The sequence below is a fragment of the Pusillimonas sp. MFBS29 genome, from assembly GCF_020687695.1.
In the GTDB taxonomy this organism is placed as follows: Bacteria; Pseudomonadota; Gammaproteobacteria; order Burkholderiales; family Burkholderiaceae_B; genus Pusillimonas_C.
On the sequence record NZ_JAJEWL010000012.1, the window covers coordinates 57,146 to 76,960 of the forward strand.

General features: G+C 56.5%; 17 protein-coding genes and 1 tRNA gene. 9 read left to right on the plus strand and 9 right to left on the minus strand.

Features of this window, described 5'->3' with window-relative positions; translation table 11 throughout:
- Positions 1-57 precede the first annotated feature (57 nt).
- Positions 58-1,704: a nitric oxide reductase transcriptional regulator NorR gene (norR, locus tag LKR43_RS15155; protein ID WP_227685056.1), complete on the plus strand. Its 1,647-nt coding sequence runs from the start codon at positions 58-60 to the stop codon at positions 1,702-1,704.
- Between the two features lie 26 nt (positions 1,705-1,730).
- Here the strand turns inward: norR and LKR43_RS15160 are convergent, their stop codons facing one another.
- Together LKR43_RS15160 and LKR43_RS15165 are read right to left on the minus strand one after the other, a co-directional pair.
- Complete coding sequence (locus LKR43_RS15160; protein WP_370632130.1) at positions 1,731-2,276, minus strand: DUF924 family protein; 546 nt, start codon at positions 2,274-2,276, stop codon at positions 1,731-1,733.
- 14 nt (positions 2,277-2,290) lie between these two features.
- A complete protein-coding gene (locus LKR43_RS15165; protein ID WP_227685058.1) occupies positions 2,291-2,665 on the minus strand; it encodes a tautomerase family protein in 375 nt (124 codons plus the stop codon).
- A 126-nt stretch (positions 2,666-2,791) separates the two neighbouring features.
- On the opposite strand from LKR43_RS15165, the gene LKR43_RS15170 reads away from it, so the two are divergent.
- The 3 genes from LKR43_RS15170 (at position 2,792) to LKR43_RS15180 (ending at position 6,149) form a co-directional block, all read left to right on the plus strand.
- The gene (locus tag LKR43_RS15170; RefSeq protein ID WP_227685059.1) at positions 2,792-3,658 is read left to right on the plus strand and encodes an MBL fold metallo-hydrolase; all 867 of its coding nucleotides are present in this window, start codon (positions 2,792-2,794) and stop codon (positions 3,656-3,658) included.
- 96 nt (positions 3,659-3,754) lie between these two features.
- Positions 3,755-5,734, plus strand: coding sequence for an ABC transporter ATP-binding protein/permease (locus LKR43_RS15175; RefSeq protein ID WP_227685060.1), 1,980 nt, complete (start codon positions 3,755-3,757; stop codon positions 5,732-5,734).
- 40 nt (positions 5,735-5,774) lie between these two features.
- Positions 5,775-6,149, plus strand: a complete 375-nt coding sequence (locus LKR43_RS15180) for a SirB2 family protein (protein ID WP_227685061.1) — start codon at positions 5,775-5,777, stop codon at positions 6,147-6,149.
- A 28-nt stretch (positions 6,150-6,177) separates the two neighbouring features.
- On the opposite strand, the gene LKR43_RS15185 is transcribed toward LKR43_RS15180, so the two are convergent.
- Entirely contained in the window at positions 6,178-7,239 is a 1,062-nt protein-coding gene (locus tag LKR43_RS15185; protein ID WP_227685062.1) for a YeiH family protein, read from the minus strand.
- A gap of 107 nt (positions 7,240-7,346) precedes the next feature.
- Here LKR43_RS15185 and LKR43_RS15190 point away from each other — a divergent pair, with 107 nt between their 5' ends.
- Entirely contained in the window at positions 7,347-8,291 is a 945-nt protein-coding gene (locus tag LKR43_RS15190) for a LysR substrate-binding domain-containing protein (RefSeq protein ID WP_227685063.1), read from the plus strand.
- On the plus strand, positions 8,288-9,553 hold the full coding sequence (locus tag LKR43_RS15195) for a DUF3734 domain-containing protein (RefSeq protein ID WP_370632131.1): 1,266 nt from the start codon (positions 8,288-8,290) through the stop codon (positions 9,551-9,553). The genes LKR43_RS15190 and LKR43_RS15195 overlap by 4 nt, the downstream gene beginning before the upstream one ends.
- Here the strand turns inward: LKR43_RS15195 and LKR43_RS15200 are convergent.
- Positions 9,550-10,479 carry a DMT family transporter gene (locus LKR43_RS15200; protein WP_227685064.1) on the minus strand — a complete coding sequence of 310 codons (930 nt, stop codon included), beginning with the start codon at positions 10,477-10,479 and terminating at the stop codon, positions 9,550-9,552. The genes LKR43_RS15195 and LKR43_RS15200 overlap by 4 nt on opposite strands.
- A 128-nt stretch (positions 10,480-10,607) precedes the next feature.
- On the opposite strand from LKR43_RS15200, the gene LKR43_RS15205 reads away from it, so the two are divergent.
- The 3 genes from LKR43_RS15205 to LKR43_RS15215 all read left to right on the plus strand — a co-directional run bounded on the left by LKR43_RS15205 (position 10,608) and on the right by LKR43_RS15215 (position 12,867).
- A tRNA-Asn gene (locus LKR43_RS15205) sits at positions 10,608-10,683 on the plus strand.
- A 169-nt stretch (positions 10,684-10,852) separates the two neighbouring features.
- Positions 10,853-12,085, plus strand: coding sequence for an MFS transporter (locus LKR43_RS15210; protein WP_227685065.1), 1,233 nt, complete (start codon positions 10,853-10,855; stop codon positions 12,083-12,085).
- Positions 12,086-12,156: 71 nt separating this feature from the next.
- The gene (locus tag LKR43_RS15215; RefSeq protein ID WP_227685066.1) at positions 12,157-12,867 is read left to right on the plus strand and encodes a haloacid dehalogenase type II; all 711 of its coding nucleotides are present in this window, start codon (positions 12,157-12,159) and stop codon (positions 12,865-12,867) included.
- 17 nt (positions 12,868-12,884) lie between these two features.
- Here the strand turns inward: LKR43_RS15215 and LKR43_RS15220 are convergent, their stop codons facing one another.
- From LKR43_RS15220 to LKR43_RS15240, 5 genes are all read right to left on the minus strand, one after another.
- On the minus strand, positions 12,885-13,769 hold the full coding sequence (locus LKR43_RS15220) for a DNA/RNA non-specific endonuclease (protein ID WP_227685067.1): 885 nt from the start codon (positions 13,767-13,769) through the stop codon (positions 12,885-12,887).
- A gap of 72 nt (positions 13,770-13,841) precedes the next feature.
- Positions 13,842-14,471 carry a pyridoxamine 5'-phosphate oxidase family protein gene (locus LKR43_RS15225; RefSeq protein WP_227685068.1) on the minus strand — a complete coding sequence of 210 codons (630 nt, stop codon included), beginning with the start codon at positions 14,469-14,471 and terminating at the stop codon, positions 13,842-13,844.
- Between the two features lie 180 nt (positions 14,472-14,651).
- Positions 14,652-17,897, minus strand: coding sequence for a lamin tail domain-containing protein (locus LKR43_RS15230; protein WP_227685069.1), 3,246 nt, complete (start codon positions 17,895-17,897; stop codon positions 14,652-14,654).
- Between the two features lie 106 nt (positions 17,898-18,003).
- Positions 18,004-19,617: a Na/Pi cotransporter family protein gene (locus tag LKR43_RS15235; RefSeq protein ID WP_227685070.1), complete on the minus strand. Its 1,614-nt coding sequence runs from the start codon at positions 19,615-19,617 to the stop codon at positions 18,004-18,006.
- On the minus strand, positions 19,590-19,815 hold a 226-nt coding region (locus LKR43_RS15240; RefSeq protein ID WP_227685071.1), incomplete at its 5' end, for a hypothetical protein. The genes LKR43_RS15240 and LKR43_RS15235, both read right to left, overlap by 28 nt.

Here is a 19,815-nt window from a genome sequence, read left to right on the forward strand (position 1 = left end):
ATAATCAACCCTGTTTAAAAATGGTAATTTTAACCCTGTAAAGGTATTAAATACCCCATGGATCAATTGATACTGGCCGACCTCATTACCGACCTGCCCAATGGCATCCGGCTGCAACGCGCCGTACAAATCCTGCGCGAGCATTTTGAATGCGATGCAGTCGGCCTGCTCAGCCTGGATGACGACAGCCTGCGTCTGGTTGCCGCGGCCGGACTGGCGCACGAAGCCCTGGGCCGACGTTTCATCGTGGCACAGCATCCTCGGTTTGCCACCATACTTTCACGACGCGAACCAACATGGTTTGAGCCGGGAAGCATGCTGGCCGATCCCTACGACGGCTTGCTCGATGACAAAAAAGGAGTGCCCCTGCCCGTGCACGACTGCCTGGGCATGAGCCTGTACACCGAAGGCCGGCCCTGGGGCATTGTCACACTCGACGCACTGGAAATCGGCGCGTTCGACAGCGCCGCATTGGCTGAACTGCAACGCTACGCGCTGATGCTCGAAGCGGCTGTTCGCGTCACTGCGCTTGAAAAGGAAAACCGCAGCCTGAAGGTATTGGGCAGTTCCAACAGCGGTACGCTGCAAATCATGGACGAAAGCGAAATCGTGGGTACCAGCGACGCCATCACGCAGTTGCTGCATGAACTGGATGTCGTGGCCGACTCCGATCTGCCCGTCCTCCTGACAGGGGAAACCGGTGTCGGCAAAGAACTGTTTGCCCGCAGGCTGCACCGTCGCTCGCGCCGCAGCCAGCAACCCATGGTTCATGTGAACTGCGCGGCACTGCCAGAGTCTCTGGCCGAAAGTGAACTGTTCGGACACGTCAAGGGCGCATTTTCTGGCGCCAGCAGCGAACGAGCGGGTCGCTTCGAGGCCGCCCAGGGCGGCACCCTGTTCCTGGACGAGGTCGGCGAGCTGCCGCTATCGGTTCAGGCCAAACTTCTGCGAGCCCTGCAAAACGGTGAAATCCAGCGGCTGGGCACCGACCAGATCATCAAGACTGATGTCCGCATCATTGCAGCCACCAACCGTCAGCTCAAGGAAAATACCTCGGCGGGCAATTTCCGCGCCGACCTGTACCATCGCCTGTCGGTGTACCCGGTACATATTCCACCTCTGCGTGAACGCGGCCGCGACGTACTGATACTGGCGGGTCACTTCATGGAGCTCAGCCGGGCACGCCTGGGTCTGCGCGGGCTGCGCCTGTCCTACGCTGCCGAGCGCGCGCTGCAGCACTACAACTGGCCTGGCAACGTGCGCGAGCTGGAACACGTCATCAGCCGTGCCGCACTGAAAACACTCAGCCAGGGCACCTCACGCGACCAAATTCTTACGCTGAACCCAGACGTACTGGACGTGGAAACACCTCATGTGTCGCTGGCTGAAGCCATGCAAGACGATCAGGCCCTTGCCGGTTACGCGAGCGACCATGACAACAACACTCACGGGTCGGACGCCCACCTTTATGCCGCAGAGCCCTTCTATGGCTCGGGAAGCGTGGCCACGGCAGATACCGCCAGCGTACAGCCGGCTGCCACGCAAAAGATTATTCCCTTGCGTATTGCCATGGAAGATTGCCAGCGACAAGCGGTTCGGAACGCGCTGGCCCAAACACAAGACAACTGGGCACAAGCCGCCAGATTGCTGCAACTGGACAGCAGCAACCTGCACAAGCTTGCCAAAAAACTGGGCCTGAAATAAGCCTGCACCACAACGAGCCGTGGACTTTAACCCGCAAAGCCCCCGTCGCCAAGAAACTGCAGCTCTTCAGCTGTGCTTTGGCGACCCAGTATGGCATTGCGATGAGGAAAGCGGCCAAACCGGGCAATGATGTCGCAGTGATCAACCGCAAAGCTGATATTGCCGGTCGCGAATTCACGATACAGCTCGACGCCGTAACGTTGATCGTCGATGTCTTCAGAATGGATGAAAGGCACGCAGAAAAACAATGAGAGCGAAGGATCAACCTGTTCGATATGACCCGCAGCGATGGCGTGCCGTGCATATTGACGAGCCTGTGCATCAGTGGCAAACATCTGGGGGGTGCCCCGAAAGGCGTTGCGTGGAAATTGATCCAGTACTAAAACCAGCGCCAGACTGCCCACGGGCTGTTCCAGCCAGCCATCGAGTTCGCCACGCGCCGCCGCCTGATACATGCTTGAAAACCGCCGCTTGAACTCAGCATCAAAATCAGGATTCTTGGTGAACCAGGCGTCAGGCCCGGCCTGGCGCCAGAAATCGACCAGCTCTTGCGCTTGTTGAATTTGCGCCATGGTCATGCCCGCACCTATCGCCCCATGGCTTTTGCGCTGACGCCACCGGCCATACCCATATTCCCTTTGGGGAAGTCGACCAGACGCACGCGTACTTCACTTTCCGAAATACCGGAGACCTCAGAGCCTGTTTTGCTTAACGCCGCAATAAGCGCGGTTTTCTGCTCTTCGGTGCGGCCTTCGATGAAGTCTACGACAAACATCAGACCAGGCGTATTGAACTGACCCGCATTCAAGTACTGCCCGTGCTGCAGCTCGTGCAACATGACGCGTATGCTGGCCAAGGGTGCCCCGATACTCTGCTCGACCGCATCGCTGCTACGCTGCAGCAATTGTTTTTTCTGTTCGGCTGAAAGTCCTTCGGTGGCAGAAATTGTGATATACGGCATAGCGGCCTCATGATAAACAAATGGAATTTGCCAATTATCGCTGTACGATGGCTGGCTGCACAAGCACTGCGTGTAAGATCAAGGCCAGGCTCCGCCCGCTTTTGTCAATTAACCCAGGGAAGCTCCATGACCACCACTCAAGTCCAGGCCTTCTTCGACAAACAGACCTCCACCTTTTCCTACGTGGTTTACCACCCGCAGGACAACGTCTGTGCAGTGATTGATTCCGTGCTGGACTATGACCCCAAATCGGGCCGCACAAGTACCGCGTCGGCCGATCAGATCATAGACTTCATCAAGCAAAGACAACTGCAGGTGCAATGGTTACTCGAAACACACGCCCATGCCGATCACCTCTCGGCAGCAAGCTACATCCGTGCCCAACTAGGCGGGAAAACCGGCATCGGCGAGCACATCGTCCAGGTACAACAGGTCTTTTCGGATATCTTCAACCTTAAAGACACCCTGCTGCCCTACGGATCGCAATTCGATCATCTGCTCACCGACGGCGAGGTCTTCAACATCGGGCGCCTGTCCGCACGCGTCATGCACGTTCCAGGCCATACTCCCGCAGACGTAGCCTACCTGGTAGAAGGCGCAGGTGTCTTTATTGGAGATACATTATTCATGCCTGACACAGGCACCGCGCGCTGTGACTTTCCTGGCGGAGACGCCGGTCAGCTGTATGCATCGATACGCAAGCTGCTTGACCTGGGCGACGATACCCGCCTGTATCTGTGCCACGATTACCCACCTGATACACGCGCAGCAACATACAGCTGCACCGCCGGCGAGCAGCGCACGCACAATATTCATATCCGTGACGGCATCAGTGCCAGTGAATTCATCACCATGCGCAGCGAGCGCGACAAATCCCTGGATATGCCGGTTTTGATTTTGCCCGCCATCCAGATCAATATCCGTGCAGGCCAGTTCCCCGAACCCGAAGACAATGGCGTGCACTACCTGAAGATCCCGCTCAATCAGCTATAAACACATACCCCGCCTGGATTGCAAAGGGAACGTTTCCGGTGAAACAGGGTCATTGCAGAATTACCCGCAAACACAACAACTGACAAGAACTCAAAAATGAATTGGACCGACGCATTAGTTGAAAGCGGCATATGGATCCTGCAAGCCTATGCCATTACCGTGGTACTGGCCTCCATTACCATAGCAATATTGGCCAGGCGCACGGTCTGGGGCAGGCAATTCTGGGCACTGGCAGGTGGCTATTTTTCACCACGACGCAGCTGGAAACCCCTGGCCACACTGGCATTAATCCTGTTTCTGACCCTGGCCGGTGTGCGCCTGGAGGTCCTGTTCTCGAACTGGTACAACACCATGTACACAGCACTGCAAAAGCTGGACGAATCGGGCTTCTGGGGTGCCATGGTGCTGTTTGCCGTTCTGGCCACAATACACGTGGTGCGTTCGCTTTTCGAATTCTATGTGCAGAACGCCTTCACGATACGCTGGCGTGTGTGGCTGAATGAGCATCTGCTGGGCAACTGGCTGGATCAACAAGCGTATTACCGCAGTCAGTATCTGGACACCCCTGTCGATAACCCCGACCAACGTATACAGCAAGACGTCACGGTATTCGCCGAGATGTCGCTGTCGTTGTGCATGGGTGTAATCAACGCGCTGGTGTCCACCTTTGCCTTTACGCTGATCTTGTGGAATTTGTCGGGGCCGTTGTCGGTTTTTGGCCTGGAGGTCCCGCGCGGCATGGTCTTCCTGGTATTTATCTACGTTATCGTAGCCACGGTTTTTGCAATCAAGATCGGGCGCCCCCTGATCTTGCTGAACTTCCTTAATGAACGCTTTAACGCCGATTACCGGTACGCTTTGGTCCGCTTGCGCGAATATGCCGAAAGCATTGCGTTTTACGCCGGCGAAAAAGTAGAAGGCAAAATATTACGCAGCCGCTTTGCCAATGTCATCAACAATGCCTGGGCCATTGTTTACCGGTCGCTCAAGTTTCTTGGATTCAACTTCTCGGTCAGCCAGGCTGCCGTGGTATTCCCCTTCATCATCCAGGCACAGCGTTTTTTCTCGAAGCAAATCAGCCTGGGCGATCTGATGCAGACGGCCCAGGCGTTCGGACGCCTGCAAGACAACTTGTCGTTCTTTCGAAATGCATACGACAACTTCGCCACTTACCGTGCCACGCTTGATCGTTTAACCGGCTTCACCAAGGCGATTGCCGATGCCCGGGCACTGCCTGAGCCTGACGTCCAGGCCCAGGGGCCTCGCATCGCGCTGGAATCACTGACCGTGCGCACGCCGTCAGGCACCCTGCTGCTCAAGGACTTGAGCCTGGAAGTCATGCCCGATGCTCCACTTCTGATACGCGGGCCTTCCGGTTCAGGCAAGACTACCCTGCTTCGGGCAATCGCAGGATTATGGCCATACTCTGATGGCCATATCATCCGTCCCGAGCACGAGGCGTTGTTTCTGTCCCAAAAGCCTTATCTGCCGCTGGGCACCCTGCGGGCAGCCCTGTATTACCCGCAGAACCTGCCAGAGGGTATCGGCCAAGAGCCCGACACAGACGTGCGGCACCAAGACCAGGCAGCGCTGGCCAGCGCGCATAGCGTACCCAGCAATCTGGATGGTTTGATCAGCGCACATAAAAACCGCGACACGCAGCCTCTGCCAGCGCAGGACGCAAGCAACCAGCAGGCCGCCACGGGAGCCGTTGCAGCGCTGGATCAGCGCGCCGCTGATGTCCTGCAGCTGGTGCAGCTGGGACACCTGGCCGACAAGCTGGATATGACGGCCGATTGGGGGCGCATTCTGTCTTTGGGAGAACAACAACGGCTGGCTTTTGGTCGTGTGCTGCTGGCAGAACCCCAGGCATTATTCCTGGACGAGGCCACCTCGGCCATGGATGAAGGCCTGGAAGACGCCATGTATCGACTGGTTCGCCAGCACCTGCCCGGCACCATCGTGCTTAGCGTCGGGCATCGCAGCACATTGTTCGCGCATCATCCTCGCCAGCTGGTGCTTAAAGGCGACAAAACGGGCGCCTGGGAGATCCTCGACACAGACCTGCTACGATAACAGGCGTTTTACCTCGTAATTATTCTTAGGCAACACCAACATGAACTACCTTGCTATCAAGCATTTGCACGTCACCGCCGCCACGCTGAGCATACTTTTCTTCGTGATACGCGCCTACTGGTCCGTAACGGAATCAGCCATCCTGCAACACAGGCTGGTCAAGACGCTGCCGCACGTCATCGATACCGTGCTGCTGCTGGCCGGCGTTACCCTGGCGGCCATGATGGGCGCCAACCAGCCCTGGATATTGGTCAAGATCGTGGCATTGATTGTTTACATAGGCGTGGGTTCCATCGCCATCAAATATGGCAAGACACCCAAGACCCGCGCCATTGCGGCGCTGGTCGCGATATTGATTTTTGCTTATATCGTAGGCGTGGCCCTGACCAAGCACCCGCTGTCATGGTTCCTGTAATGACAACCTGTTGACCAGCCTGCGAACCTTACCAGGTCCCCATCAGGCCCTGTACCAGCAAGCTGCTGCCGGCTACCGCCACCCATACTCCCAGCCCCAGCAAAATAGGACGTATCCCGGCACGAGTCATGTTCCGAAGATCAGACGACAAGCCAATGGCGGTGAGCGCAACAACGATCAGGAACTGAGCCAGCAGATGCAGGCTTGCATTCATGGCTTCCGGAATCAAGCCGGTTGAGCGCAATGCCGACGCCACCAGAAACCAAAGAATGAACCAGGGAAAGATGCGCCGCAGGCTGAAACCGGCGCTGCCCTGCTTTTTCTCGCGCCAGGCGACCAGGATGGCCAGCACCAGGCAGATGGGTATGATCAATGTAGCCCGTGTAAGCTTGACGATGGTGGCGTAGTCGCCGGCGGCAGTACTGTAGCTATAACCGGCAGCCACCACCGACGAGGTATCGTTGATGGCCGTTCCCGCCCACATGCCGAAGCCGACATCCGACATGTTCAGCCAGTGCCCCATGGCCGGAAAAACAAGCACCGCCACCACATTAAAGAGAAAGATGGTGGAAATGGCAAAAGCCGTTTCGTGATCTTCAGGCTTGATGATAGGCGTGACCGCCGCAATGGCCGAGCCACCGCATATGGCCGTACCCACGCCTATGAGTGTTTTGAGCTTGGAAGGAATGCCCAGCCATTTGCCCAGCAAATAAGCCGAGACGAAGGCCACCACAATGGTGACCAGAGTGACCCAAAGCGATTCCATGCCGGTCTTGGCTACCTGCTGTATGCTTAGCCCGAAACCAAGCGCAATAATGGACCACTGCAATACTTTCTTGGAGGCAAACTGGAGGCCGGGTTTGAATACAGGCCCAACACCTACCGTATTGCGTATCGCCATGCCCAGCAGTATTCCGAAGACCGGCCCGCCTATGATGGGCACCAGGCGCCCGAGCATCATGGCAAAAATACCTACCACCACCGCCAGCGCCAGCCCATACAGGGGCGAAGGCACCCGGGGTGAGGCATCTTGAGTGGCCGAAGCCCGCCGGGTTGCGGTCGATGAGACGGTAGTGCTACCTGAAGCCATGATAAATTCGCCGAAAACAAGGATATGTAAATAACTTCAGGCTATTTTAAAGAGCCACGACATATAAATAAATTCACTAAAGTTTATCAATGCTATAAAATTAGCTGATGCTTGGAATCAGTCTGAAACAGCTCGAAGTATTCGTGGCCATCGCTTCTGCCGGCACCGTGCGTGCCGCTGCCGAGCGCCTGTTCGTCACGCAGCCGGCGGTCAGCATGGCGCTGGCCGAGCTGGAACGGCAATTGGGCACCCAGTTGTTCGACCGTGAACGAGGTCGCCTCAGGTTAAGCACGCGGGGCAAGGAAGTCTTGCCCATGGCATTGGAAGTCATAGAGCGCGTTCAGGAAATGCTGCGCCAGACCGGCCAGCAGCCCATGGTTCTTACCGGCGAACTTCATGTAGGGGCCAGCAACACCATCGGCAACTATCTGGTCGGCGAACTCCTGGGACCATTCATCAACCAGCATCCGCAGGTTTCACTTCAGGTCAGCGTCGAAAATACCGAAGCCATTGTCAGGGCGCTGGTAGAACATCGGGTCGACATAGGCTGCGTGGAAGGCCCGGTCAATCATCCACAACTTGAAGTACTGCCCTGGCGCGACGATGCCCTGGTCGTATGTGCTGCCCCTACGCACCCGCTGGCACAACAAACCATGCTCAGACCACGGCACTTCAAAGATGCAAAATGGATACTGCGTGAGCACGGTTCAGCGATGCGGATACAAGCCGAACAGGCACTCAACCTTTTGCCGGCCGGACAGATTGTGCTGGAACTAGGTCAGGTTGAGGCAATCAAACAAGCAGTCATTGCCGGGCTGGGCATCGCATGTTTGCCCTATGCCGCCGCAACTGAGTCGATGGCGACCGGACGGCTCAAGATGCTGGACACGCCGTTTCTTGAATTGAGCAGACGCCTGTCACTGATCTTGCATAAATCACGCTACCGCGGCGCCCTGATCGATGCCTTCGTCGCCAGCTTGTCCGATACATCAGTTAGCATGACAGCTGAAGAAACACTCGTGTCCCCAACAAATACAGGACAACAGCCATGAATTCGCTACCCACCCAGGCCAGTACCGAAGCAGCGGCCCAGGAAAATACCGGCAGTGCGGCCAGCACGCACCCCCATATGCCTCCCTACGAAACTATCGCGTTGGTATTGCAAGGCGGCGGCGCGCTGGGCGCCTATCAGGCGGGTGTCTTCCAGGGCCTGCACGAAGCGGGCATAGAACCTGGCTATCTTTCGGGAATATCCATCGGGGCCCTGAACACAGCCATTATTGCAGGCAACCCACCAGAAGCACGGGTAGCCCGTCTGAAAGAATTCTGGGAAACCATATGCCAGCCTAATTTCGGGCTTAGCATGAACCCCTTCGTGGAACAATCCCTGTTCAACCTGAACGACCCCATGCGCCAGACCATCAGCGCATGGCATGCGGGCAGCGCCTTGCTCAATGGCCAGAAAGGCTTCTTTCAGCCCCGCTTCCCGCCTGCGCCGCAAAACATGCCGGGCGATCCGCGCTCTGCCAGCTATTACGACACCAGCGCCCTGAAAGACACGCTCGAGCGTCTCTGCGACTTTGACCGCATCAACGCCCAGACACAACATGTCTCGGTAGGCGCCGTCAATGTACGCAACGGCAACCTGGTTTACTTTGATAATTTCAAGATCCAGCTCAGGGCCGAGCATTTCATGGCATCGGGCGCTTTGCCGCCCGCTTTCGCGGCTGTTGAAATCGACGGTGAATACTATTGGGACGGCGGTCTGGTATCGAACACGCCCCTTACGGAAATACTGGACTCGCGGCCCTTGCGCGATACGCTGGTGTTCCAGGTCGACTTATGGAGCGCACGAGGCAGCGTGCCGTCGAACATGAGTGAAGTATCCGACCGCATAAAAGACATACGCTATTCCAGCCGCACACGCATGGTGACCGACCAGTTGCGCTGGTCACAATACCTGCGCCACATGCTGCAGCATATTCTTGACGACCTGCCTGAAGAAGCGCGAGCCAGCAACCCCTATTTCCCCATTGCCCAAGACCTGGCCTGCAGCAAGCGCTACAACGTTATCCATCTGATTTATCGCAATCAGGCCTACGAAAAGCACTATAAAGACTTTGAATTCGGGCTTGCCACCATGCGCGGCCACTGGGACAGCGGCTTGCGGGACATACGCCATACATTGGACAACCCCGACCGCCTGGCCATGCCGGAAAATGCCTCAGGCTTTGTCACGCACGATATTCACCGTGAAGACCTTGAACAGCTTATGGATATCGCCAGGAACAAACTTCCGCCCGGGGCCAGCTAGCGACGACGGCTCAGTACCACCGCACCCGCCAGTACAAAGGCCGTACCCACCAGCTGTATGACGGTAATCGGCTCATCCAGCAGCCAGGCAGCCAGGAACAACACCGATACCGGCCCCAACAAACCCAGTTGCGCCGTCATGGGCGCGCCTACTCTGGCCACCGCCCACATTGTCATGAAGGTGGGCACAACCGTATTGAATACAGCATGGAACATGGACAGCTGGTATACCTGCCGAACCTGATTCAAGCCATCCAGGCCATACACGCCAAAGAAATGCACCATGGTGACCACCGCCGATACCGTCATCGCATAAGCCACCAGACGCGTCGCGCCGACACGCTTGATCAGCTCTCCGGAACCAATCAGATAGACAGCATAGGTTAAGGCGCTGCCCAGCACCAGCAGTGCCCCCAGCATGACCTCATCGCCACTGAATGAAAGATCTTGCAAGAAGACAAAGATCACACCCAGATAAGACAGGCCCAGCGCCGCCCATTGTCTGACGCTGATGGGCCGCTTAAGGAATACAGACGATATCAACAATACAAATGTTGGCGACAAAAACAGTATCAGGCGTTCAAGGCCAGCGGAAATGTACTGCAACCCCATGAAGTCCAGGTAGCTGGCCAGGTAATAACCAATCACCCCCAGGAACACCAGCTGCACCCCTTCTTTTCCAGTAAGCCTGGGCAACTTGCCCAGCCTGGCCTGACGCGCCTGAAAATAGGCTATGACCAAGAAAAACGGCAGCGACAGCATCATGCGAAAACCAATCACCGTCAAGGCATCCACGCCATAACGATAAGTCAGCTTGGCAACGATGGCCTTGGCCGAAAAGCATACGGCACCCAGGCCGGCCAACAGAAACCCGGCCCAAAACTCCTGGTTTCTGCTTCCATCGGTACTGCGGGAAATGGAATCCATGAAATACAGCTGCTTAGAAAAGGAAGAGGCGAAAACGCTATTTTGCCTGAAACGCCAACCACAGGTCGGACCGCGCCAGCCCAGTTGCACGAACTTTAAAAAACATGCTATAGTTTCGCTTCTTTAGTTCCCCGATAGCTCAGTCGGTAGAGCGACGGACTGTTAATCCGCAGGTCACTGGTTCGAACCCAGTTCGGGGAGCCACCGAATACTAAAGAAAATCAAGCCCTTGGCGTTTTATGCGCCAAGGGCTTTTTTCTTTGTATCAGACACAATATCAGACACCGCCCAATATTCAGTAGTGAAGTTGCGCATGATCACGTCGATGTATGATCATGCCATGACTCCCGCCCTTCCTTCAACGAGGCGTAATTTGTCCACTACTGATTCCTCATCCGCAAAGAGCGGTTCCGCCGAACTGTCGGAACGACAGCAGCGTAGCAATATTGCCCGCCTTACAATTGCACAGGCGCTGGCTGGCGCGAACTCAGTTGTCGTTTACGCCACGGGTTCCATCGTCGGGCACATGTTTGCCCCCGACAAGTCCCTGGCAACTTTGCCGCTCTCCATCTTTGTAGTTGGCATGGCGGCCTGCATCCTGCCTGCCGGTGCCATCGCCCGGCGTCATGGCCGCCGCGCCGCATTCCTCGCAGGAACAGGCTGCGGGGTGCTGGTCGGCCTGCTGGGCGCTCTGGCCGTGGTGCTCGGGTCGTTCTGGCTGTTCTGCCTGGCAACCTTCTTCGGCGGAGCCTATGCGGCTGTGGTGCTTTCCTTCCGCTTTGCAGCCGCCGACGGCGTGGCACCGGCGAAGCGCGCCAGGGCGCTATCGTTTGTAATGGGCGGCGGTGTGCTGGCGGGAATTGTCGGTCCGCAACTGGTCACGCACACCATGTATATGTGGCCGGCCTATATGTTCGCCGCGACTTTTATCGCTCAGGCAGTAGTCGCCGCACTATCAGCCATCGTCCTCATCGGTGTGAAGCTGCCCATGCCCACCGCGGCGGAGATCGCCGGCGCAGGAAGGCCACTGAGCACGATCGCGCGTCAACCGCTGTTCATCACTGCGGTGCTTTGCGGTGCCTTCTCGTACATGATCATGAATTTCATCATGACCGCAGCACCGCTGGCGATGCAGCTGTGCGGCCACACGCAAGAAAGCGCCAACCTGGGGCTGCAGTGGCACGTCATCGCCATGTATGGCCCGAGCTTTTTCACCGGACGCCTGATTGCCCGCTACGGCGCAGGGCGTGTGGTCATGGCGGGGTTGCTGCTCACCGGCCTGTCATCCGCCATAGGCCTGACAGGCATAGACGTGACCCATTTCTGGGTTACCTTGACCCTGCTTGGCGTAGGCTGGAATTTTGGTTTTGTAGGCGCCTCGGCTCTGGTGCTCGACTGCCACCTGCCCGAAGAAAAAACCCGTGTCCAGTCACTGAATGACTTCATTGTGTTTGGCACAATGGCGGTGGGCTCTTTTGCCTCCGGCAGCCTGCTCGCGGCCTACGACTGGAACATGGTCCTCTGGGTTTCTTTTGCTCCGCTGGTCATTGCCGTGCTTGCGCTGGCAATGACGTCGGTGCGCCAGGCCTTGCAACCCTCTGATTAGACTTACATTTTCATCAGCGCTCAAATGCGGCACACTCATAATCAGTATTCGCCACCAGGAGACCAGGTTTTATGCAGAATGTGCAAGCTTTGTTGTTCGACGTTTTTGGAACTGTCGTGGATTGGCGAAATGGTGTGGCGCGCGAAGCCGCCGGTTTTCTCCGGAAGAACGGTATTCTCATGGAACCGGCCGACTTCGCCGATGCTTGGCGCAGACGTTACCAACCTGCCATGGAGGCAGTTCGCAGCGGCCAGCGCCCGTTTGTACGTCTGGACATATTGCACAGAGAGAACCTTGAAGCGGTCCTGACTGAGCAGGGTGTCAACATCGCCGGGATAGACCCGGCCGCACTGGCAGAGCTTACTTTGGCCTGGCACAGGCTGGATCCCTGGCCTGATGTACTGACAGGTCTGGCTCGACTGCGAGAACGCTTCATTATTGCCCCGCTATCAAATGGCAATATTATTCTCATGCTTGATATGGCGCGCAGGGCGGGCCTCCCCTGGCATACCATCCTGGGCGCCGAGGTCGTACAGGCCTATAAACCGACGCCCGCCGCCTATTTGCAAACAGTCGACCTGCTTGCTCTGAAGCCCGAGCAGGTCTGCATGGTTGCGGCACATAACAATGATCTGGCCGCTGCACGAGACTGCGGCCTCAAGACCGCGTTCGTATTGCGGCCCACCGAACACGGCCCGGGTCAGACGACCGATTTGCATCCCGAACAAGACTGGGATGTCGTGGTCAACGACTTTGAGGCATTGGCAGATGCGCTGACGTAAACCTGATCGCGCGTCTGTCACAAGAGCCGTAATCCCGTCCGTCCAACAAATTCCTCGTAGCTGATCGGCGGGCCGACTTTGGCCTCCCGGCTATTGGGCTGCCAGTGCACCCAGGACTTTCCGGTCGTGGCATCGTAGACCAGCTTGTACAAATAGCTTGGTACGGCGACCCGCCCTCCTCCTATCGCAGCCGATCTGCCGGTATAGACTGGACCCGTGAATACGTATACGTCTCCCCTTGCCCGCAAGATGTACTTGCGTGTGTCTTGTTCGATTTTGTTCCAGGGACCCGAGTTCTGGCGCTGATCCTGCGGCACCATATTGGCCAGACTGAAGCTTTGCGCCATGGCATCAAGCGTGTGCATGTCACCTGCAGGCGCCATGTGACCGCGCGAGTAGCCCGAGCCCCGGTAATCATCGAGCTCGGCACGCTCGGATGATGGCAGGCGCGCTTCCGGATAGAAACGGTCGGTGCGTTCTATATTCTTGCCCTGCATCAGCATCTGGCGGTTCAGGCGTTGCGCCACAAATACAGGGGTTCTGCTCTTGCCGCTATGCAGGATGGCAAACGACGAATAGCACAATTCCCGCAACGCCGGGCCTGAAGGCACAATCGGTGGACGGCCGTTAGGAAAGAACTCGCGGCATTGGCTGAAATTTGTCTGGGCTTGCGGCCCGGTGGCAAGCACCTGCGGCGCGTCCTGCACTGGCAGGCCAAGTTGCTCCAGCACCGGTTCAAGCTGAATCTGCTCGCGCAGCTGCGGATTGAGCACACAGCTGGCTGCGCCAAATGAGGTAATGGCAGAAACTGCCAGTGCCCTGAAAAACCGCTTGAATCGGCTGGTTTGGGCCTTCTTGCTGCTACGTCGTTTACGGACTACGGACTTCTTCTTACTCGCCATGGCAGCATTGTAGGCGAAGCTGCCTTTATCTACTGGTATTTTTACCAGTAGATAAAGGTAGTCCGGAACGGCCTAGTACATGGTCTTCTGAACACGCTCAGGCAAGTCGGAATCGTACTTTTTCCCATCTATTTCGGCATTGCTAAGGGTTTCCAGGATAGTGCCGGTGCTTGGCAACGAAGTGCGCGCCACATGCAGCGATGGATCCCAGAGTCGTGAGCGCAACACCGCTCGCGAACACTGAAAAAATACTTTTCTGGCCTTGATGATCAGCACGGTTGACGGCAGCTTGCCCTGCAACGAGAACTGTTCCAGCAATGCCGGGTCGGTAGATATTGTGGCGTCGCCATTTATCCGCAGCGTTTCGCCTACGCCAGGAATAAGGAAAAGCAGTGCCACCCTGGGGTCATGAATAATATTTCGCAGGCTGTCTATTCTGTTGTTGCCGCGCCGGTCGGCAAGCAGCAAAGTATAGTCATCGTAGACACGCACAAAGCCTGCCGGGTCTCCCCGGGGCGAGGCATCCAGTCCATCGGGTCCATTGGTGGCCAGCATGACAAACGGTGAAGCCTCGACGAACTTCCTGTAGTAAGGGTGAATGTAATCCACCTCTTTCTTGAGTGAAGCCGGTGCTGGAGAGCCGTAAAGCGCCTCCAGGGCTTGAAGATCGGTAATTCGATGAGCGGTACTTAGTTCATTCAAGGCCATAATCCATATTCAGATGTATTAGTTGTACCTGCAGACTTGCGCCTGCAGCCAGCGCCCATACGCGCCACCGCAATCATATCAACGGCAACCATATCATCGGAACAATTACCTAATACGCATCATAGACACAGGCTTGCCGGATAATCCGGCAAGCCTGTGTGCAAAGCTGCAACCTTACACCATGAGGTCTATTTGGCCAGGCGTTCCCAGCAATTCCAATCCGCCCGGCAAGCCTGTGCTGCCAATGTAAATGGGAGCATCGACGCTGGAGTTTCCCGCATCCCACACAGCCGAGGCTTGTTCATTTGTCGCACCGGCAGCCTGACCGGCATGCAAATCCCCGCCACCGGGGATGGAAGCAATAACAGTGCCATCCAGCGCTGTGAGTGACTCGCCGCTGTAGTTAAATGAAGCAGCAACCTTATCGGATGCATCGTAAATAATGACGGCATCTCCTTTGCCCAGCCCAGGTCCGCCAATCTCAATGTAGCTATGTGGATCAGCTGTCAGATCCCAGGTGCTAAGAAACTCACCCAATTGCTCAGTCGCCACGACCAGAACATCACCGGCCGCTATGCTGGTTTCCGCTGCGAAAGTTCCAAAATCCTTGCCCTTGGAGTCGGTCCAGCGCCAGCCGCTCAGGTCTATGGCCGTGGAACCATAGTTGTACAGTTCGAAGAAATCAATGTCTGAACCGTGTTTGGAGTTAACTTCGGTGATCAGCAGGCTGGGTTTTGGCGGCAGCGTTGCTATCCATCCTGGTGTGCCCAGCAATTCCGACTCACCCGGCAAGCTCGTGCTGCCAATGTAAGTGGGTGCCTCGGCACTGGAGTTTGCCGCATCCCATACTGCCGAAGCTGCTTTATCGGTGGCACCGGCGGCCTCGCCGGCATGCTTGTCGCCGCCACCTGGAATAGACTCAATAACAGAGCCGTCCAGCGCGGTGATTGACTTGCCGCTGTAATTGAATGAAGCAGCCACATTATCGGCACCATCATAAAGAATGACGGCATCTTCTTTGCCCAGCCCAGGTCCGCCAATCTCAATGTAGCGCTGTGGATCAGCTGTCAGATCCCAGGTGCTAAGAAACTCATCCAGTTGTTCAGTCGCCACGACCAGAACATCACCGGCCGCTATGCTGGTTTCCGCAGCGAAAGTTCCAAATTCCTTGCTGCTGGAATCCGTCCAGCGCCAGCCGCTCAGGTCTATGGCTGTGGAACCATAGTTGTACAGTTCAAAGAAATCGATGTCTGAACTATGCTTGGAGGAGACTTCCGTAATCAGCAACTTATGGGCTTCGGGTTCGGCCACGGTGAACGATAGAGGCGACAACCCGGCAGTCATGCCACTCAGATCGGTGATGGCCTCCCCTACGAAATCCAGCTGATATGCACCGGCTTCCAGATCCAGGGTTGGGTCCAGAACAAGGCTGTTGTAGGCTATGGAAACGCCCGTTAAGTCGCTGCGGCTGAAAGTCTGGATCACGTTCCAGCTGCCGGGTTCATCACCGTTGACCTGCTTCAGGACGATACTTCCTGCACCCAGGCGAACGGCCTCGTCGAACCTGAAACTTAAGCTGCCTTTGCTGTTGATGACGTCGGTGTCCGCGCCTATATTTGATGACACCAGACCGGGAGCATCGTTGGCTGCGGCATCGCCCAGCACGACCCAGTTGTCGACAAATTGCTGATCTTCAAGATCCAGATCCTTGGACACTTTGGTCTGCCCTTCCCACACGGTATCGCCGTTATCCTGCAACAGCTGAAGCCGTGTTCCGCTTGCCAGGCTGGCGACTTCCACCAGGGTTTCAAAGCTGCCGCCGGTCTGGGCAAGCAAGCTGTCCAGGCTGATGACCTCGCCTTCTCCGTTCCTGACCTCCAGCTCAGTCAATCCTGTGGCAAGACCGTTATCGGCATTCCCCGTCCAGCTGTAAAGACGGAAGTCATGCGTGACCTCGTCAGAGGGTGAACCGGCCGGGCCGGCCAGCACAAGATAGCCGCTGCCGTCGGCCGCCTGCTCTATCGAGCGTATGCCCCGGCCGCCCAGGTTCAGCTCGATGGGGTCGCCAAACACAGGCGCATCCGTGAACACGCTGTCCACAGTCACCGGAATGATCAATGCATTTTCGCGAGCCAAGGTATCAGTCTGTGGTGCACGGAAACCCAACAGCAACTGGCTGCCGTCCAGCGAAGCAGTCATACCCTCAATGGAAAACCCGCTGACCTGCTCGGGTACGACACCTGCCGCCGACGAGTCTGCCAGCCCGAAGTAAGCAGCACCCTTCCCGTGTGCGTTACTGGCATCCCATGCCTTCAACAGCCCTTCCAGGCCATCCTGAATGTCCTGCAGCTCAAAGGTGGTACCGGCCCCCGTGCCCGACACCTTCACTGAAAAAAGGAATTCGCGTTCGTTCGCTTCCGAGCCGGATTTCTTGTTGCTGTGTGAACCGGTGTAGTAAATCGTGTCGTTGATACGGGTACTGGCCTCGAGATCAATCTCATCGTCGCCCAGGTCGCTGGACTTTTCCACAGCGGCATCCCTGATCGACCATTCTGCGACAGCCGGTCCGCCGTCACGATCATACACACGGAGGATGTGGCCTTCGTCATCGGCCACCACCATGAAATTGCCGTCCAAAGGCAAGGCGGTGGAGGCGTCTGAACTGCCTTGTTCAGACGAAAAATCCTTGGGTGTAAATACAGACGAATCGGGTAGCGGGATAACGCCGCCGCCCGTATCATCATCGTCCTCGTCGCCACCAGGCTGGGGCTGAAAGGTATCGGGCAACTCCAGCCCTTCTGGTACTTCCACGCCTTCCGGAATCTGCAGTTGCAGATCCGAGCCGGCTGGCGGCACAAAGTCCACGGGAATCGGCGTATCGGCACCCGGCGCCCAGCCTTCGGGTGCAACAAAGTCAGGAACAAATGGAGCAACCGCATCGATACGCGCAAGCGCCCCGGCAAGATTTCCTTCCGTCAGCGCCTGCTGAAAGACGGGATCGTCTGCGAACATGCTGATTGAAATGCCATTACCCAGATCACGCGGCTCGGACAAACCGTAGGTGAAGAGATGGTATAGGGGAGACAGCATGCCCGCTTCAACAGCCTGGGCCACATCAGTATTGGCTTCCAGGTATGCAGCCAGGTCTATGGCCGGTGACACCGTACGCACTTCGCCGACCCCGAACATGGCAAAGTGTTGCGCAGCGGTGAAATGTCCAAGCTCGACCGCAGCGGAAACATCCGGATTCTGTTGCCAATAAAAGGCACTATTGAACACGGACAAGGGCGAACGATTTTCCGTTTGACCGTACATCTCGAAATGCTGCCACGCAGTCATCAGTCCCTTGGCTACCGCCTCTGCAACATCGGGATTTTGATCCAGGTACCATTCGGCATCAAACAGGGTTTCCAAGGACACTTTTACTCTCCGTATTGGTTACGTTCATACGTGCGGGAACAGCCTTTCGGTGATGCCCACAAAAGAAAAACCGAATGGTACAGAGCAAAAATGACAGGAAAAAGTATCAGGAAGCTATCGGGTCGGTGTCGGAATCAGCTGCGCCAACGGCGCGCGAAGTAGCCAGATAATGGCTGGCACGCCAGATATGATGGGCGGTTCGATCCAGCCAACGGTAAACATCGGTCGTACGTAAGGAATAATTTGCATCGTGATCGACTGGCAATCCAGCCAGCAATCCACTCCTGACCTGATCCAGCTGCCCGGCAATCTGGTGTGCCTGGTTAGCAAGCTGCTCGACCCAGCCCGCATCAGCCTTTGCCTGCAAGCCCAGCTGTGCCAACATACTCATCGCCCGGGCCGGTTGCACGGCCAAATGATAAATAGAGTTCTCAAAATTCACGTCCGATTTCAGCATGTTGTCCAGACGGGCACGCAGCCGCAACAAATGATCAATGGCATGCAACTGTGCACTAAGGCGCTGATGCATGTCATCGTTGTCGACGGGAAGTTGCACCCGAACCAGGAACTCGTAGGTCTCGTTAAGCAATGCATCAGCCTGCTGCAGCACCTGCGGGCTTGTTGCAGGCGGGGCGCCATCAAGAACATGAACATATAACTCCAACAGTCGCCGGGCCTGCTGGATTATGATGCGTTGAGCAGCCTCCAGCGCAACAGTAGGCAGGCTAAGCATGGTGCTGTCCAGGTGATGCTCTGCCTTTGCCTGCCGTTCGGGCAACAGGCGTTCAACCAAGGCGGAAAAAGCTTGGGTGAAGGGCAGGAAGAGCAGCGCACCGAAAGCTATGAACAAACTATGAAAAGCCGCAAGGGCTATCGCTCCCGGTTCAAAACCCATGTAAGCACTGGCAGCGTATAAAGCACGCAAAAATAGAGGCAGCAGCAACAGCCCGATCAACCCCGCCGCAACGTTGAACAGAATGTAGGCCAGCGCCGTGCGCTTGGCATAGATGGTGCCGCCTATGGAAACCAGCACACCAGTCAGCGTAGTTCCTATCGATGCGCCTATAACAACGGCCGCCGCCTGATCAAAGCTGATCGCACCTGCCTCCAATGCGGTAAGTGTCATGGCAATAGCGGCCGTCGAGGACTGCAGCACCCCGGTAAGCACTACGCCTATCAATACAATAATCAGGTAAGCGCCATAGCCACCGGTCGGAATCCTGGACAGATTGACCATGGCGGCCAGGCCCTGCATGCCATCCTGCAGCATGGACAAGCCCAGAAACAGCATGGCGAAGCCGGCCATAGCCAGACCGAGCTGGCGTGTTTGCCCTTTGGCAAGCAGCCTCATCAAGGCGCCCAGTCCAATCAACGGCAGCGTATAAAAACCAAGATTAACCTTCAGGCCCAGCGTCGCGACTATCCAGCCCGTGGCCGTGTTCCCCAGGCTTGCGCCTATCAGCACCCCTATCGCCTGAACGAAGGAAATCAGGCCGGCACTGACAAAACCGATAAGCGTAACGGTGGTAGCAGTGGACGATTGCGCCAGCGCGGTGATTAACGCGCCTGATATGAATGCCTTGATTGGACGGCCGGTGAAGGCCAGAAGAGCCTTCTGCAGCGAGCCGCCCGCAAAAGCCACCAGGCCTTCGGACAGGAGCATCATGCCGATCAGGAAAAGACCGAGCCCGCCTATGAAAGGGAATACAACATCGAGCATGATTCAACAATCAAATACAGCAGAAGGTCTTGAGTATACGCCTGATGCCGGCGCGCAAAACAAAAAACCCCCACACGGATTTGTGTGGGGGTTTTTCTTTCAATAAGAGCCTGACGATGACCTACTTTCACAGACGTACGTCCACTATCATCGGCGCGAAGGCGTTTCACTGTCCTGTTCGGGATGGGAAGGAGTGGG

Coding starts and splice junctions, on each gene's coding strand:
- norR (WP_227685056.1), top strand. CDS start 58: ATGGATCAATTGATACTGGCCGACCTCATTACCGACCTGCCCAATGGC.
- LKR43_RS15160 (WP_370632130.1), bottom strand. CDS start 2,276: ATGGCGCAAATTCAACAAGCGCAAGAGCTGGTCGATTTCTGGCGCCAG.
- LKR43_RS15165 (WP_227685058.1), bottom strand. CDS start 2,665: ATGCCGTATATCACAATTTCTGCCACCGAAGGACTTTCAGCCGAACAG.
- LKR43_RS15170 (WP_227685059.1), top strand. CDS start 2,792: ATGACCACCACTCAAGTCCAGGCCTTCTTCGACAAACAGACCTCCACC.
- LKR43_RS15175 (WP_227685060.1), top strand. CDS start 3,755: ATGAATTGGACCGACGCATTAGTTGAAAGCGGCATATGGATCCTGCAA.
- LKR43_RS15180 (WP_227685061.1), top strand. CDS start 5,775: ATGAACTACCTTGCTATCAAGCATTTGCACGTCACCGCCGCCACGCTG.
- LKR43_RS15185 (WP_227685062.1), bottom strand. CDS start 7,239: ATGGCTTCAGGTAGCACTACCGTCTCATCGACCGCAACCCGGCGGGCT.
- LKR43_RS15190 (WP_227685063.1), top strand. CDS start 7,347: ATGCTTGGAATCAGTCTGAAACAGCTCGAAGTATTCGTGGCCATCGCT.
- LKR43_RS15195 (WP_370632131.1), top strand. CDS start 8,288: ATGAATTCGCTACCCACCCAGGCCAGTACCGAAGCAGCGGCCCAGGAA.
- LKR43_RS15200 (WP_227685064.1), bottom strand. CDS start 10,479: ATGGATTCCATTTCCCGCAGTACCGATGGAAGCAGAAACCAGGAGTTT.
- LKR43_RS15215 (WP_227685066.1), top strand. CDS start 12,157: ATGCAGAATGTGCAAGCTTTGTTGTTCGACGTTTTTGGAACTGTCGTG.
- LKR43_RS15220 (WP_227685067.1), bottom strand. CDS start 13,769: ATGGCGAGTAAGAAGAAGTCCGTAGTCCGTAAACGACGTAGCAGCAAG.
- LKR43_RS15235 (WP_227685070.1), bottom strand. CDS start 19,617: ATGCTCGATGTTGTATTCCCTTTCATAGGCGGGCTCGGTCTTTTCCTG.